The 16,392-nt window shown below is 67.4% G+C and carries 12 protein-coding genes; 5 read left to right on the top strand and 7 right to left on the bottom strand.

Annotated features, from left to right (window positions below; translation table 11 throughout):
- Positions 1-387 precede the first annotated feature (387 nt).
- On the top strand, positions 388-2,805 hold the full coding sequence (locus tag AB0H00_RS01290; RefSeq protein WP_357258942.1) for a transglycosylase domain-containing protein: 2,418 nt from the start codon (positions 388-390) through the stop codon (positions 2,803-2,805).
- A 113-nt stretch (positions 2,806-2,918) separates the two neighbouring features.
- Complete coding sequence (locus AB0H00_RS01285; RefSeq protein WP_357260355.1) at positions 2,919-4,622, top strand: glycosyltransferase 87 family protein; 1,704 nt, start codon at positions 2,919-2,921, stop codon at positions 4,620-4,622.
- A gap of 4 nt (positions 4,623-4,626) precedes the next feature.
- Here the strand turns inward: AB0H00_RS01285 and AB0H00_RS01280 are convergent, their stop codons facing one another.
- Together AB0H00_RS01280 and AB0H00_RS01275 are read right to left on the bottom strand one after the other, a co-directional pair.
- Entirely contained in the window at positions 4,627-6,204 is a 1,578-nt protein-coding gene (locus AB0H00_RS01280; protein WP_357258939.1) for a TerD family protein, read from the bottom strand.
- Between the two features lie 32 nt (positions 6,205-6,236).
- Entirely contained in the window at positions 6,237-7,646 is a 1,410-nt protein-coding gene (locus tag AB0H00_RS01275) for a TerD family protein (RefSeq protein ID WP_357258936.1), read from the bottom strand.
- 188 nt (positions 7,647-7,834) lie between these two features.
- Here AB0H00_RS01275 and AB0H00_RS01270 point away from each other — a divergent pair, with 188 nt between their 5' ends.
- The 3 genes from AB0H00_RS01270 to AB0H00_RS01260 all read left to right on the top strand — a co-directional run bounded on the left by AB0H00_RS01270 (position 7,835) and on the right by AB0H00_RS01260 (position 10,037).
- Positions 7,835-8,458: an AIM24 family protein gene (locus tag AB0H00_RS01270; protein ID WP_357260352.1), complete on the top strand. Its 624-nt coding sequence runs from the start codon at positions 7,835-7,837 to the stop codon at positions 8,456-8,458.
- A 9-nt stretch (positions 8,459-8,467) separates the two neighbouring features.
- A complete protein-coding gene (locus AB0H00_RS01265; RefSeq protein WP_357258934.1) occupies positions 8,468-9,202 on the top strand; it encodes an AIM24 family protein in 735 nt (244 codons plus the stop codon).
- A gap of 70 nt (positions 9,203-9,272) precedes the next feature.
- Positions 9,273-10,037, top strand: a complete 765-nt coding sequence (locus AB0H00_RS01260; protein ID WP_357258931.1) for an AIM24 family protein — start codon at positions 9,273-9,275, stop codon at positions 10,035-10,037.
- 284 nt (positions 10,038-10,321) lie between these two features.
- Here AB0H00_RS01260 and AB0H00_RS01255 read toward each other — a convergent pair whose 3' ends face one another.
- The 5 genes from AB0H00_RS01255 to AB0H00_RS01235 form a co-directional block, all read right to left on the bottom strand.
- Positions 10,322-10,888 (bottom strand): RNA polymerase sigma factor, encoded by a 567-nt coding sequence (locus AB0H00_RS01255; protein ID WP_357258928.1) that lies wholly within the window; start codon positions 10,886-10,888, stop codon positions 10,322-10,324.
- A 273-nt stretch (positions 10,889-11,161) separates the two neighbouring features.
- Positions 11,162-11,590, bottom strand: a complete 429-nt coding sequence (locus AB0H00_RS01250; protein ID WP_357258925.1) for an MBL fold metallo-hydrolase — start codon at positions 11,588-11,590, stop codon at positions 11,162-11,164.
- Between the two features lie 159 nt (positions 11,591-11,749).
- Positions 11,750-12,529, bottom strand: coding sequence for an HAD family hydrolase (locus AB0H00_RS01245; protein ID WP_357260349.1), 780 nt, complete (start codon positions 12,527-12,529; stop codon positions 11,750-11,752).
- 56 nt (positions 12,530-12,585) lie between these two features.
- Positions 12,586-15,177 (bottom strand): phosphoribosyltransferase, encoded by a 2,592-nt coding sequence (locus tag AB0H00_RS01240; protein ID WP_357258922.1) that lies wholly within the window; start codon positions 15,175-15,177, stop codon positions 12,586-12,588.
- Positions 15,174-16,388 carry an HpcH/HpaI aldolase/citrate lyase family protein gene (locus AB0H00_RS01235; protein ID WP_357258919.1) on the bottom strand — a complete coding sequence of 405 codons (1,215 nt, stop codon included), beginning with the start codon at positions 16,386-16,388 and terminating at the stop codon, positions 15,174-15,176. The genes AB0H00_RS01240 and AB0H00_RS01235 overlap by 4 nt, the downstream gene beginning before the upstream one ends.
- Between the last annotated feature and the right edge of the window lie 4 nt (positions 16,389-16,392).

Raw genomic sequence — 16,392 nt, 5'->3', positions numbered from 1 at the left:
CTCGCGGAGCCAGTACGCGTCCGCTGCGGTGCGTACGACCGCTAGCCACCTCGACCGTTACGAGTTATGGAGATCTTGTCAGTGAATTCGCCCTACGAGACTTCCCCCCACGGCGATGAACCGCACGGCGGCCGTACTCAACGGAGTTCACATCCAGGTCCCAACCCATACCAGAACCCTCGTCCCGGGCCCCCGCCCGGAGCCCGGCCGGGCCCGCCGCCCGGTCCGCGCCCCGGCGGACCGATCCCGGGCGATCCGCGCGGGCCGCAACCGCCGCGTCGTCCCGGTCCTCCGCAGCAGGGCCGTCCGCCGCAGCCGAATCGCGGCGCACCCCCCGGCCGCCAGGAAACCCAGAAGATCCAACGCCCCGGTTCGCTGACCGAGGCGGTGGCCGACCGAAGCCGGCGCGGCCCAGCTACCGGGCCGAGTCCGACCACCGGCCCGCGCCCCGGCGTGGACCGTACGGCCCGTCGCGTCCCGGGCAACGGCACCACCGGCGAACGCAGGCAGACCGCGGGCGGCCCGCCGTCCGGCCCGCCTCCGCGCCGGGGTGGCGGTAGCGGCGACGGCTCCGACGGGCCGGGCAGGCGTCGGCCCGCGGCGAAGAAGAAGTCGCCGTGGCGCATCGTCCGCCGCACCCTCTACGTCTTTCTCGCGCTGGCCATCCTGGTGCCCAGCGGCATCTTCCTGGCCGCGTACACGACGGTGTCGGTGCCCAAGCCCGGTGACTTGAAGACAAATCAGGTCGCGAACATCCTCGCCACCGACGGCACCACCGTGATCAGCAAAGTCGTTCCGCCGGAAGGCAACCGGACCGACGTCACGATCGACCAGATCCCGCCACATGTGCGCAACGCGGTGATCGCGGCCGAGGACCGGGACTTCTACACCAATCCCGGCTTCTCGATCTCCGGGTTCGCGCGCGCCGCCAGGGACAACGTCCTGGGCAGAGAGAGCGCCGGCGGTGGCTCCACGATCACCCAGCAGTACGTGAAGAACGCGCTGGTCGGTGACGAGCGCTCGCTCTCCCGCAAGATGCATGAGCTGGTCATCTCGGCCAAGATGGCGCGGCAGTGGAGCAAGGACGAGATCCTCGCCGCCTACCTGAACACCATCTACTTCGGCCGAGGCGCGTACGGCATCGATGCCGCCGCCAAGGCCTACTTCGGCAAACCGGTACAGGAGCTGACCGTCGCCGAGGGCGCGGTGCTCGCCGCCACCATCCAGCAGCCGTCCGGTCTGGATCCGGAGAAGAATCCAGAGGGCGCGAAGACTCGCTGGAACTACGTGCTCGACGGCATGGTCTCCGGCGGCAACTTGCCCGCGCCGGAGCGGCAGAGCCAGCAGTTCCCGCAGGTCGTCCCAGTCACCTCGACCAAGGACAAGGGCTTGGACAGCGGCCCGGAGGGTCTGATCAAGAGGCAGGTACTCAGGGAGCTGGCGGCCGCAGGCATCAGCGAGCAGCAGATGAACACCGCTGGTCTCGAGATCACCACCACGATCGACCCGAAGGTCCAACAGGCGGCCGTCGACGCGGCGACCAAGAAGATGGAGGGCGAGCCGGACCAGCTGCGCACCGCCGTCGTCTCGGTGGATCCGCGCAGCGGCGCGGTGCGCGCGTATTACGGCGGCAACGATGGTCAGGGCTACGACTTCGCCAACGCGGGTCTGCAGCCCGGTTCCTCGTTCAAGGTCTTCGGCCTCGCCGAGAACCTGGAGCTCGGCATTCCGCTCTCGCAGATGTACGACAGCTCACCGATCACCGTGAACGGCATCAAGATCACCAACGTCGAAGGTGAGCAATGCGGCATGTGCACGATCGCCGAAGCGCTGAAGCGGTCGCTGAACACCAGCTTCTACCGTATGCAGATCGACATGCAGAACGGCCCGCGGAAGATCGCCGACATGGCGCACAAGCTGGGCATACCGGACACCATCCCGGGCGTGGGCAAGACGCTCACCGAGCCGGATGGCTCCGGCCCGAACAACGGCATCGTGCTCGGCCAGTACCAATCGCGCGTGCTCGATATGGCCTCCGCCTACGCGACACTGGCGGCCTCCGGCGTCTACCACGCGCCGCACTTCGTGACGAAGGTGGTGACCGCCGACGGTCAGGTCTTGCTCGACCGCGGTGAGGTGGCGGGCGAGCAGCGTGTCTCGGCAGCGGTGGCCGATAACGTCACCGCCGCGATGAAGCCGATCGCGGCCTGGTCGCGCAACCACAACCTGGCGGGCGGCCGCGAATCGGCCGCCAAGACCGGTACCGCCCAGCTCGGCGACACCGGCGAGAACAAAGACGCCTGGATGGTCGGTTACACCCCATCGCTGTCGACCGCGGTGTGGGTGGGCAGCATCGACAACTCGCCGCTGCGCAACTACAGCGGCGGCATGATCTATGGCTCGGGCCTGCCTTCGGACATCTGGAAAGCCACGATGGACGGTGCCCTGCAGGGCACCACCAACGAGACGTTCCCGAAGCCTGCGCCGATCAAGGGCCAGGCCGGTGTCCCGGAGTGGACGGCACCCTACACTCCGCCGTCCGCCGTCGATTCGCCATTCCTGCCCCCGGTCGTGGTCGCACCGACCCAGGTGGAGATCTTCCCCGGGGTCATGGTCCCGGTCCCCGGCATCCAACCCGCCCCACAACAGCAGCGGTCGCAACAGCGTGACGACGGCCCCGGCCCACTTCCCGGTCAGCCGGTCGCACCGACGGATGGCTCCGCGCCGACCGTCACCGGCGCGCCCCGACCAGGCACTAACGGCAACTCGGGTCAGGAGGGAACTGCGCCCACTCGCGGCAGGTAGTCCGACCTGGCCTGCCTTCGCATGGATGAGCGGGGACGACGCGCTCCCAACCAAGAGCCGCGCTCCAGGTAGCCTCGGGTGCCGTGACCGATCAGGAACTGGTGGACCAGCGGATGAACGGGAGCGTGCCGCAGACGAGTAGGGCGTCTTCCGACGGTCCGTACTATGTCGCACCTGGACCGCTCGCGCCGGATCTGCGGTCGGCGGACGCGCGCGATAGGCCGAGCCGCAACGATTCACTGACCGCCCAGCTGTCCACGGTTATCGGGGGGCCGGTCGGTGATCACGCCCTGATCGGGCGGGTGCGGTTCTGGACGCCGATGCGGGTGCTGATGGCGTTCGCGGTGGTGTTCCTCGCGCTCGGCTGGTTCGGCAAGGCCGGCTGCATCCAGCAGACCACCGGCACGGACGGCGGCCTGACACTCGACTGGAGCGACGGCCGCCAGTACGTGGCCATGTGCTATTCGGACACCGTCCCGCTCTACGGTGCGGAACGACTGAACGAAGGCGCCTTCCCGTACAAGAAGCAGTGGACCGAGTCGGCTCCGGACGGTGGCCTGGAAACGCGGTACATGGAATACCCGGTGCTCTCGGGCCTGTACCAGTATCTCTCCATGCGGATCGCCAAGAGCTGGGACGCTTCGCCGTTGCCTGGCGCGTTGCAGGTGGTCGTCTACTTCAACGTCGTCGCGTTCGGCCTCGCGATGGCTTGGCTTGTTACCGTCGGGGCGACCGCTCTGCTGGCCGGGCGGCGGATCTGGGACGCGGCCCTGGTCGCCTGCTCGCCCCTGGTGATCGCGCACGCGTTCACCAACTTCGACGCCCTCGCAACGGCTTTCGCCGCGACCGGTCTGCTTGCCTGGGCCCGGCGTAAGCCTGTGCTCGCCGGAATGCTGCTCGGTCTCGGCGGTGCCGCCAAACTGTATCCGCTACTGCTACTCGGACCGATCCTGGTGCTGTGCCTGCGCGCCGATCCGATGCAGCGCACGCCCCGCACCCACCTCGGCCTGCGCATCCGCGATATCGACTGTTGGTCCACCGCCGTGGCGTGGGTGCGGGAGACCCCGTACCGCGTCCAGTTCCTCAGCGCCCGCCCGCTCGGCGCCGCGATCGTCACGGTCGTCGCGGCGCTGACCACCTGGGTGGCGGTGAACCTGCCGATCGCGGCGCTGTACCCGAGCGGTTGGCGAGAGTTCTTCCGGCTCAATACCACCCGGCACGCCGATCCGGACTCGATCTACAACGTGATCGCGTCGTTCACCGACTGGCCCGGCTTCGACGGTGCGCTCGACTCCGCGCAGCAGCCCGTCATCCTGAACGCGGTCTCGTTGCTGGTGTTCGTCGTGGCGTGCGGGCTGATCGGCTACATCGGCCTCACCGCGCCGCAGCGGCCGCGCCTTGCGCAACTGTGCTTCCTGGTGGTCGCGGCGTTCCTGCTGACGAACAAGGTGTGGAGCCCACAGTATTCGCTGTGGCTGGTGCCGCTGGCTGTGCTCGCGCTGCCACACCGGCGCGTCCTGCTGGCCTGGATGACCATCGACGCACTGGTCTGGGTGCCGCGCATGTTCTACTACCTCGGTCTGGACCGCAAAGGCCTGCCCGAGCAGTGGTTCACCGGCACCGTGGCGCTGCGTGACCTCGCGGTGGTCGCCTTGTGCGCTGTGATCGTCCGCCAGATCTATCGTCCGGCGGAAGATCTGGTGCGGCGTGACTACCTCGACGACCCGGTCGGCGGCATCGTCGACCGCATGCCTGATCCCCTGCTGCCCTGGCTGCCCGAGCCACTGCGGCCGCACGTGGCGCTCACGCGCGGCTGAGCGGTCACCGGGTGCGCATGAAACGCGCCTGCCGTTCCGGCTCCTGCGGCAACATGTCCAGGTCCAGCTGCCACGCGCTGCCGGTCCAGGGATCGAACAACGGGGCGCCGCCGACGGTGGGCAGGTGCCTGCAGGACTGCGAGAGCATCGCCACCGTCGTGTCGGTCGAGTCGGATTCGTTGGTCCCGACGATCACCGTCGACAATCCGATCAGGTCACCACGCGCGATCAGGGCACCGATCCGCTGGGCGTCCGAGGTCTGGTACCCGTGCGGAAAATCCGCCGCCAGCAGCACGCGATGCTCGCTGGGCGGGGTGAAAGCGCCGCTGCTGTAGGCCAATTCGGCGAGTTCGGCAGCGTCGACCAATGCCTGCAACCGCGCTGAGATGTCGCTGTGATCGGTGATCGGGGGTCCGTTCAACACCGGTGCGAGCAAGTTGGTGAACCCGCTGAACGCGTCGGTGAGGTCGATGATGTCGACCAGCGCCCGTCGATCCGGCGCCGCGGCGAGCAGCCGCGCGAGCAACGCGCCAACCACCGGCGCGACCGCGCGGGTCGACTCGGTATCAATCCACAGCGGACGATTCAGCGGTACCGGAACGCAATACGGAATCCGCAGCGGCCCGCGGTCGAGCGCGTAGAGCTCACCGAGCCGAAGGCCGTCGCTCGGTGCGACCGGCTTGTCCCAGGCGGGTGCGTCCCAGGACGCCAGCGACGGCGGGAGAACCTGGTCGGCGTCGGCGAGCTCGCGCATCAGCTGCTCGGTGTCGCGCTGGTGGTTGTGCTCGGCGGTGGCGATCAGCTCGTCACTGCGTTGCTGCGCGGCGCGACGGGCTTCCTCGGCCGCCGGGGTGTTCCTGGTCGCCGGGTCGGAAACAGCAAGCGAGAGTTCATGATCCAGCCGCTTGGCCGCATACTCCCGCGCGGAGACCAACGCGGCAGCCGATCGCGCGGCATCCTCGAAGACCATCCACAGCCGTTCCAGCCCATGTCCGACCTCCAGCGGCGCACCACCTGCGGTCCGCGCGTCGCCCGCCATGGAGCCGGTCATCGTGTGCGTCCCCGGACCGGGCTGCGCAGGCCGGCTCTCCGCCGACTCACCGTCGACATCGACACCGTGTGCCGTGAGCAGCACGGCGAGACCGCCCGCGTAACCCTGACCGACGGCACGCAGCTTCCAGTCGGCGCCGCGCCGGTACACCTCGAGGCAGATCAGCGCCGTTTCCCCCGCCGACGGTGTGACCGCAAATTCGGCTGCCACGGTGCCGTTCTCGAACAGCGTCGCGGTCACCGGCCCGAGCCCTTCCGCCCGCGCAGGCGCGGCAGGGTCGGCGCTGACCACCAGCAGCACCGCCTTGGCGTCGGCACGCACCTCGGCGAGGGTGACCGCAACCTCGGCGGCGGCCAGGGCGACCCCCGCCGTGACGGGCTGGTTGTAGAAGACGAAATCGTCGCTGGAGAACACCTTCAGGTTCTCCGCGACCACCAGCGCGGAAACATCGAGGGCAGCCTCGGCTTTCGCACTGAATCGGACGACATCACCGGTCAATGGAATGTTCTGACCGGCCTTCAGTTGAATCACGTTGTCTGCCTTGCTGCTCGCGCCGCTCCCGGTCAACCGTTCACAAGGAACCGGCCGAGCTGCGGCACCGCCTCACCGGGATGCTTGGCCTGGAAGCCCTCGCCGAGCGCCTGCAGTTTCCAGTCGTTGCCCACCCGGAACAGCTTGGCCATCGCCATCCCGGTGAACGGCATGCCGCCCGCCATCGTGTACCTGGCCAGTTCACCGTTGTTGACACCGTCGACCAAACGGCAGAACGCATTTTGCACTTGTTCGAAGGTGTGACCCTTGTAGGAGGTCACGATGAACACCAGCGTGGTCACGTGCGCCGGGATGCGGGTCAGGTCGACCAGGATCACCTCGTCGTCGCCCTCGCCCTCACCGGTCAGGTTGTCGCCTTGGTGGCGGATCGAGCCGTCCTTGGAGATCAGCTGGCCGTAGTAGGCGACGTCCACCGGGTTCATGTCGGCGAACAGGATGACTGCCGCGTCGAGGTCGATGTCGACCGTGCGGTTGCCGAACATACCGCGGCTGCGCACCGGGTCCCAGCCCAGGCCCATCTTGACGAAGGTCAGCGCGTTGCCCTCCTTGCGGAGGGTGACCCGCTGGCCCTTGACCAGGCTGACCGGGCGGTCCTTGCTCAAACTGACCTCGGCCGGTGGCTGCTGCGGCACAGGCTGACCCGGAGGCGGGTAACCGGCACCCGGCGGCGGCGGGTAGCCAGGACCCTGCGGCGGGTAGCCAGGACCCTGCGGCGGATGACCGGGGCCGGGTGGTGGGTAGCCAGGGCCGCCCTGCGGCGGGTGACCGGGGCCGGGCGGCGGCGGGTACGCACCGGGCGGCGCGTACTGGGGAGTCTGCTGCGGCGGGTAGGCCGGAGTGGTCGGCGGCGGGTAGTTCGGTGGCTGCTGCGGAGGTGGCGGCGGGGCCTGCACGGGCTGCGAGGCCTGGGCGGGCGAGTCGTCGACGGACACGCCGTGGTCGGTGACAAGGGCGGCAAAACCACCCGCGTAGCCCTGCCCGACCGCACGCACTTTCCATGCGCCCTGGCGCCGGTACAGCTCGAGCGCGATCACGATCGACTCGGAGTTCAGCCCGTCGATGTGGTATTCGTACAACCGATTACCAGCCGAGTCCGACACGATCGCGGTCGGTGCGGGGAAAGAACCGAAGTTGCTGTTCGCATCGTCCAGCGTGATCACCGCGCGGATCTGATCGATTTCGGCCGGCACCGCGTTCAACGACACCGCAAGCGACGCGGGCTGTCCGGCGGGCGCGGGCTGCAGGTTCACGCCAGGGCCGGTCGGCTGGTTGAAGAAGACGAAGTCCGCGTCGGTACGGACCTTGCCGCGCTCGGTGACCAGTAGTGCGGAAAGATCGGCGGGCGCCGTGAGCTGGATGGAGATCACCACATCGTTCATGGCCAGCGGACCGTTCTGACCCTTGGCGAGTGTTGCGGACAAGTTCGACCCTTCGCTTGTCGGTGCGTTCGCCTGACACTCTACGAGAAACGCGCTTCCCGCCGCTCGTAGGTAACGGTCGCGATAGTCGGATACCCGCGAAATGATCGGTTAGTGTGACGGCACGCAGGTGCAGTACGGCAATCACATCCGTCGTGTTCGGCGATCGAGACAGCAGGCAATACACCCTCATGGCGCAACTGTTCGAACAATCGAAGAAGGTGATCGAGGCTCACCTTGCCGGAACCAGCCTCCGCGCGATCTCCGGTGCGATGATCGCCTACGAAGGCAATGTGCAGTTCAAGGCGGCCGGGTTCGGCGGAGGCGACGGCGTGCTGGCCGGCCTCAAGCGGCGGGCTACCGGCGAGAAGCTGTCGCTGATGGAATGCTCCGGCCACGGCAGGGTCTTCTTCGCGGTGAACGGCCAGCACGTCACCGTGGTCGACCTGAACAACGAGACACTCCAAGTGGAGTCACAGCAGCTGCTCGCCTTTGTCGGGAACCTGCGCACCGACGTGCGCTTCGCAGGTCTGCGCGGCGCGTCCAGTGGCCAAGGCTTGTTCACCACCACCGTGTCCGGGCAGGGGCAGGTCGCGCTGCTCTCGGCGGGCGGACCGCTCATCCACCTGGAGGTGTCGCCACAATATCCACTGGTGGTGGACCCGGACGCGTTCGTAGCCGCGCGGGGCAACCTCAACCAGTCGTTCGTCACCGACGTTTCGTGGCGGACCGCGATCGGCCAGGGTTCGGGTGAGGCGTTCTCGCTGCGCTGGGACGGTCAGGGTGTGGTGTTGATCCAGCCGGCGGAACGGTAGGGGCGAGCGATGTTCGAGAAGGTCAACGGCAAGGTCGTCAAGGTCGACGTCGGGATGGCGGGCGGCGTGGTCGCCCGGAATGGCGCGATGCTCTTCTACACCGGCGACGTTTCCTTCGCACCACATCAGGTTCCGGGTGCCCAGGGGATGGGCGGCATGGGTGGGCTGATGCGGATGGCCGGCCGCGCGCTGGCGGGCGAGCACGAGCGCACCATGCTGGCGCAGGGCACCGGAGAGGTGCATTACGGGTTCGCGGGCCTGGAAGTCCACGTGGTGCATATGCAGCAGGGCGCGACGCTGCGTGCCGAGGCCTCGCGACTGTTGGCCAACACGGCCGGGTTGCAGAGTTCGGTTGTCTCCGTGCTGAGTTCGGGCGGCGGCGGCGGAGGAGGCGGCGGCCTGATGGGGGCACTGCGCGGTGCCGCGACCGGCGCGTTGACCGGCCAGGGCATGTTCACGACACAGCTGTCCGGGCAGGGCGCCGCGGTGCTACTGGCGCACGGCGGCTTCCTGGAACTGCAAGTGGGCGGCCCGCTCGGCTCATCTGGGGGACACCCCCAGACCCCCGGGCAGGTCGTAGTCGACCCGCAGGCCTTCGTCGCCGCGTACGGCAATGTGCAAACCGAGCTGAAGACGGCCATGAGCTGGCGCGACGCGGTTGGCCGCGGTTCCGGCGAGGCGATGCAGTTGCATTGCGTCGGACAGGGCGTCGTCTACGTTCAGGCCTCCGAAGAGAAGTTGTGATCATGAGTGAGCGAATCATCAACACAGCGCCCATGGGTATGACGGAGCCGAGCGCCGGCGAGGCGGAATCATGACCCAGATCCTCAATCCTCTGAATCTCGGTGCGAGCGACAACCTCCCGGGAAACAGCTACGCGTACTGCATCGACCTGAACAAGCCGTGGTTCATGCGCAAGGGCGCGATGATCGCCTACTACGGCGACATGCGGTTCCAGATGCTCACCCACGGGCTGCAGGGTGGTCTGCTGCATATGGTGTCGCAGCAGTTCTCCGCACCACTGTTCACCGGGGACTACGTCGTCGCCGAGGGGCACGGCAAGCTGATCATCGGCGACCGCGGCTACGACATCAATTCCTATGACCTGGAGGACAACAGCAACCTGACCATTCGGGCGGCGAACCTGCTCGCGTTCGAGCCGGGCCTGTCGCTGAACCAGTCCATCGTGCCCGGCTTCCTCACCCTCATCGGCACCGGCAAGTTCCTCGCCTCGTCCAACGGGCCGGTCATATTCGCCGAGCCGCCGCTGCGCGTCGACCCGGAATCGCTGGTCGGATGGGCAGATTGCCCTTCCCCCAGCCACCACTACGACCAGCGATGGATCTCCAACTTCCTGGCCGCGGGCGCAGCGGCCTTCGGCGCGAACTCCGGCGAGGAGCGCCAGTTCGACTTCACCGGCGCGGGCACCGTGCTGATCCAGTCCAGCGAGAAGGTGCTCAGCGACTCGATGCTGGTGCGCACCATCGAGGGCCAGATCCAGAGCGGCATCACCGTCGGCGGCCTGCAACGACTGCAAGGGATCATCGCCCAGCAGTTGGGCGCACAGCAGCAGTACTGATTGATTGCTTGTCGCCGTGTCCAGACCGAACGTGGTCAGCACCGGTCAGTTGACACTGACCGTCGACACACGAACTCTGCAGCCTGCCCCTCGAGACGGTCTGCATCAGACCGATCGCCCAGCAGGTCGGGCACCCGCGCAGTGCGAGCAGACCCGCCGGTGCGAGCAGCAAGCTGAATGCCCCGAATACCGGTATGAGCGCGATTGCGCCGATCAGCATGCCGAATCCCACGAGGCCACGTGCCAAGTGCCGGGGCAGCGGGGCGCTGGCGAAGCTCCGATCGTCAGTCATCGTGTCCGCTCCTTTCCTGAGTTGGGTGTGATGTGTTCCGTAGCTGCTGATGGACGGTTGCTCGGGCCCGGTGCAGCCGCGACTTCATCGCCGCGACGCTGAGGCCGAGCACGTCGGCGACCATCCGGCCGCTGTATCCCTGAACGTCTCGCATGATCAGCACCCGCCGCTGGTCGGTGGGCAGCGCAGCGATCACCGCCGCCACCCGGCCGGCTTCGAGCCGCCGTACGGCCTCGTCCTCGGCCGACGCCACGGCGAGATCGGGCACCGGTTCGAGCTGCCGTGTCATCATTCGCCACTGCCGCAGGCACTCGTTGCGGACGATGCGGAACACCCACGACGCCAGCGCGCCGGAAGCACGCAATGTCCCGATCTTGCGATAGAGGATGATCAGCGCCTCCTGTGCGGCATCTTCCGCGTCTTCGGCGGAGGCGCACAGTGTGTGAGCGAAACGCCGCACATGCGGGTAGGAGCCCGATACCAGTGCTGCGATCGCCGCGCTGTCGCCTTCTCGAGCGGCCGTGACCAACCGCTCATCAGGCCAGGTCTGGTCAGTCACGGGAGCGACTCCGGCGGCGAAGCAGGGTAACGCTGCACCAGCCGACCAGCACGGCAACGACGACGATAGCGGCAACGATCACGACGACCTCCTCGATCTGTGCCGACCTGGTTGTCGGCACAACTATCAGAGGACCGAGCACCATCAAAGGATTCACACACCACGACGCAGATCCACAGTGGGTGGACGACAATGGCGCCCATAGATCGTCGATCCCCTGGTCGAACCGCTACGGCGCCCAGTGCCGGCTGCGACGTCGATCGGCACCTCAGGTCAGCCGACACGCTGGAATTCCCACGGGTCGTGGGCCCAGTGCGCGGGGCGGTAGCGGAAACTCGGCGCTTCGACCAGCGCGGCCTCGAGTTCGGCGGCGAGGACATGAACCCGCGCGTGTGGAAAGTCTGGCAGCCCACCGCAGTGGTCCACGTCGAGGTGGGTGAGGATGATGTGCCCGACGTCGTCAGCGGCATAGCCGAGCCGCTCGACCTGCCGGATCGCGGTCTCTACTTCGGAAAGGACCGCCTGGGACATCGCCACCCGATCCGCGCCGAGGGTCCCCTCCGGGTCACGGGCATCGTCCAGCCCGATGCCCGTCTCGACCAGGATCAGCCCGCCGAACTCCGCGGCCGCATGGCCGAAAAAGCCCGTCAACTCGACGAGGACATCGCTCGCCTGATCCGCATGCGCGACAGCCTTCACCATGCGGCTACCTGCACCCATAACCCCCTGGTCGAATGCACGGACTTCAAGTCCACCTTCGAACCCGCAGCCGAGCCGGTATGACGGTGGCGGCATCAGCTCGGAATCGCGGCCGGCGATCTCACAACCCAGCAGTACACGGACGCGGACTGGCTGGTGGAACTATGCCGGGGCCGACTCGAGGAACCAGTTGATGATCTCCTCGCCCGCGAGGATGCCGGTGGCGCGGGTGATGGTGAGGTTGGGGTGGGTCCAGTTGAGTTGTTCCAGTTCGCCGTGCCGGGGGCGGATGGCGAAGTCCGCGGAGCGCAGCATTTCGGCGTCGAGGGCACCGTCACCAGCGGCGAAAGTTTTTGCCGCACCGGCGAGTTCACCGGTTTCCCAGAGCCGGCGGCGCACTTCGGCGACCGCGCGACTCTTGCAGACGGCCAGCGGCATGGTGTAAATCTTGCGGCCCTGCTGGGACGCGGACCAGCCGCGTTGACGGCACCAGGCATCCCATTCGGTGACGAAACCCTCCGGGACAGCCTTGGGTTTCACCACCAGGTAGCAGAACAGGTGATCGGCGAGGCGCAACTTGGTGACCCACGCATCATCGATGCGCGTCCGCAGCTCCGCGCTCACCTCCGACAGCGTCGCGCCGCCCGCGCGAACCTCGGCATCGACCTCGATGCGCCAGCGCATGTCGGGAACGCCGTCGACGAGGATGTTTCCTCCGTTGCTCGTTACCGCGTAACGCCAAGGCGCACCGGGCAATTGGATGCGCCCGAACTGTTTGACAGTGCGGGTGGTGGTAGGAATGACGGCGGCCGGTTCGGTAAGGGACTGCATCCGCAGCGCCGCCGCGGTGGTCATGAACGACAGCGGGGCCCCCTCGAGATGCTCCACACAAACCATCGGCACCTCACCGGCGGCGCTGAAGGCGTTACGCGAGTAGATCATCGTGCGGTCCAGGTCGGTCGCGATCAGTGCCCGTCTTCGTGGTCTTCGGGCCAGGTTCACTGCTGTACGTCCTTGATCAATCCCATGCATGAATAGGCCAGGTCGGCAACGACCTCCACCGGTACACCCCGTGCGGCGGCGAGCATCCTGATGTGCGCGTGCTCCGGCGCGTCCGCCTCTCGGACCAGCACCCGCCACGGTACCCGCCGCAGCAGCACCCTGGTGGTCTCGCCGACACCTGGTTTCACAAAGTTCACGCTCGCGATGCCGTACTGTGCGCGCACGTTCTCCACCGAGGCCCATCCAGCCCAAGTCGGTGTCCGGTCACTCGCGCGGAGCGCGGCGACTTCGGCGGCGACCTGGTCACAGACCGCGTCGAAGGCGCCGCTCACGGTGTCGAGCAGCCGTCCGGACACGTCGACGTCGACCAGCTCGCGGTAATACTTGGCGCCGTGGAAATCACCGGGACCGATCAGCGTGTCGTTCAGTACGGTGCGCGAAATAAGACCGGAAACAGTCGAATTCAGGCATGCCGAGGCGATGAGAAAGTCGTCACGGGTGCCATAGGTGCGCACACAGTGTCCCGGATCGGCCAGCACCGCCAGTTCGTCGTCGAACCGTGCGCCACCAGCCGCGTGATACGCGTCGAGCGCTTCGGTGAGCTCGCGGGTGATCGCACCCTTGCCGGTCCATCCGTCCACGAACACGACCGAAGCCGGATCATGGTGCTCGGCCAAATAATCCAGAGCCACCGCATCGATGCCCCGATCTCGCACGATCGACACCGCGTAGTGCGGCACCTCGAGACTCGGCCGGCGCGACCGAAGCCAGCGGCGCATCAGAACACCGATCGGTGTCCCGGCCCTGGCCAGCGACACCAGCACGATGTCATCGCCGCGTTCGGCGACGACGAGTTCCGACACCGTCGCGACAGCGAGCGCGAGCCGCTCGGCGCTGGCCGCCAGCACCTCGTCGAACAGCATCCGATACGACGCGTCCGGCTGGTACTCGATCGGCAGAGACTCGGCGTAATGCGCATTCCCGGCCTGGATCTTCCGCTCCCGCTCGGCCACGTCGGCTTCGAGGTCGACATCGGACAGATCCTTCAGCAGCCAGCCGACCTCCTCGGCCGCGTAGGACCCGAACTCCGGACCGTACAACGGCACAGCGCGCCCCGCTTTCGACGTGACGACGGACTCGGACAGGTCGGCGACGCGTGACCGCCCGGCATGCAGTTGCCGCGGGTCGGCATCCGGTAGCACCGCGAGCAGCACGTCCGCGCCGGAGGCGGTCAGCACATCGATCAGGCCGCCGTCCGCGACCAGTTCGGGGGTGTCCGCGGGCGAATCGATCACCACGAGCAACACCGGCCCGCCTGACCCGAAATCCAGCTCTCCAGGGAAGGACTCGACATCGCGCGCATCGATGTCCACCGATGCGAAATCGGCGGCCGGCGGTTCGGCGACAACGTCACCGGTAGCCCCCGCGAACCCGGGGGACCACCGCGCGTTGTACAGGTACCGCGGCTGCCCGGGGTCGGGCTCAGGAGCGTGGAACCGGAAGCCGCGGCGCAGCGGATATCCCGGCTCGTCCAGCACATACGCGGGCGATCGAGTGGTGGTCTGGAATCGGGTCGGAGTCCCGGATTCGGCGAGTTCCACCGCGATCCGCAGCGGCAGGTACATCAATTCCTCGTGCCCGAGCACGATGACGGGCCGCCCCGCGAAATCCGCCGCGAGCCAACCGCGCACCGTGGCGGCGGCTTCGGCGAGCGCCGATTCGAACGCCGCCGCGTCCGAGGAGAGGATGCCGTGCCTGCCTCCCTCCGGCACCGATCCCGGCCACGGAAGCATCCCACGAACGAACACACCGGGCTGCTCGGCGACCGGATTGAGCTCCGGTTCGGGTAGCGCCGCGACCGCCTTCGGCAGACCTTCCGGCAAGACGGTGCGCCCGGACGCCAGGCAGACCGTGTCGATCGTGGCGCCGAGTTCGGCGGCGACAGTGTCGAAGACGGCGCGGTCGTCCGCCGTACGCATATCGACCAGTGCAGCGAGCACGTAGTGCGCCCGGGGAGCGAACGCGTGCAACGCGCGCACCGCGTCTATCGCCGTCGCGCCGGTGGAGATCTCGTCATCCACCAGCACCAGCGGAAGGTCGTTGACGAAGATGCCGGCGGGCACCGGTTGCAGCAGGTGGGAGGTGGCGTGCGAATGCCCCTCCTCGAATCCGGTGAGCGTGTCCGCGGCGGCGGCCGCACGCCGCGTCGAGTGCAGATAGCAGTACGCCCCGATCCGTGCGGCGACGGTGTGCCCGAGTCCGGTAGCGGTTTCGGCGAATCCGAGCACGACCGCTCCACGTTCGCCGAGTGCGGCATGGACCAGATCACCCAGGTGATCGCCTGCGGCGAGCACCACACGCGGATCGGTTGGCAGATGCTTGCCGAGAACCGTCGACACCAACAGATGCGCCCGCCGCGGATTGCGGCGCAAACCGGGCTGGATCAGCGCGGAAATCGACGACACGGCAGGTAGCGCGCTCTCCGATCCGGGATGGCCGTGCGCCTGTTCGTGATGAAGTTCGATACCTAAAACTTGTGTGGCCCAAGGAATTCTATGCTGGCCGAGCTCGGCCGCGGTCTGGCTCATACGGTGACCAACGCCTGCAACAAGTCCACGAACGACACTCCCTTGTTCGCCACGCCGAACACCCTGGCGCGCAACAGGGTCTGCCGGGCCCAGCTGCGGTGTGGCCGCATCTCATTCATCTTGTTCCGGTAGCCCGAGGCCGCGACACCGCCGACGTCTGCCCGCAGGATGTCCAGGGCATCCGAATACTCCTCGTGCGACACCACCGACAGGGTGTGCACAGCGGCCACATGCGACGGATGGATCACCGTCTTGCCCTGGATGCCGTTGGCGCGGTCCAGGGTTATCTCGCGCAGCAGTCCGTCCAGATCCCGGCTGACCAGGTACTGGCGGAACGGCACCGCGTCCGATTCCTCGAACGGCGCGGTGCGCAGCTGCGGGCGGAACATTCGCTCGTGGTCGGCGAAGTACTCCCACACCGGCCCGGTGATGACGAACCCGGTCCCGTCCGCGCGCCCCAGATAGTTCACGATGTCGGCGATCACGTCGGCGACCACCCGGACGTCGTAGATCGTCAGGTCGCGATCACGCCGGATACCGAACGTCGAGCACATGTCGGTCGCGCCGACCCGCACCGCCAGCACCCGCTCCCGATGCGCGGCAAGCAGCGCGGCGATCCGGACGAGCTCGCCGTCGCGGGTCTCCCGGTGCACCAGGCCCGCCGATTCCAGCACCGGCATCCCGTACAACGGACGGTCCAGTCGCTGCGCGGCCGAATTCAGGGCATTCAGGTACTTCGGTCCCGAAATGCTGTCGAACTTCGGCAATACGAACCCGGTCAGCACTGTGGCGCCTGGGCCCAGTTGTTCGATGATCTCGGTGATCGTGTCCGCGTCACGGACCCGCACGAACAGCAGCGGATTGGCATCCTGGCTCGCCGCGAGCAGATCGAGCACCGCGACGGTCTGTCTTTTGGCGTACTCCACCTCGTCATCGGCGACGGCGTCCTCGAGGTCGATCACCATCGAGCACACGCCGCGCTCGGCGCGTTTGCTGATCGTCAGCGCGAGGTCCGGTCTTGTCGCGGGCGCGTACAGGGTCGCACCGAGCCCGATCGCCAACAGTTCTCGGTCGGTGTAGTCGTCGCCGAACGGTTCGGGCTGCCGGTGGAAAAGACGCCTCGCCTCTGGGCCGTGTAACTGCCGGAAGTGGCGCAGCGGCATTCGCTTCCGCAGGGAAACCTCCTGCTGGACGGCGATGCCTGCGGTCATCCTT

This window comes from Nocardia sp. NPDC023852 (assembly GCF_040639505.1).
Lineage (GTDB): Bacteria > Actinomycetota > Actinomycetes > Mycobacteriales > Mycobacteriaceae > Nocardia.
The sequence above is the reverse complement of the archived record's forward strand: the minus strand, read 5'-3'. Positions and strand labels throughout refer to the sequence as shown.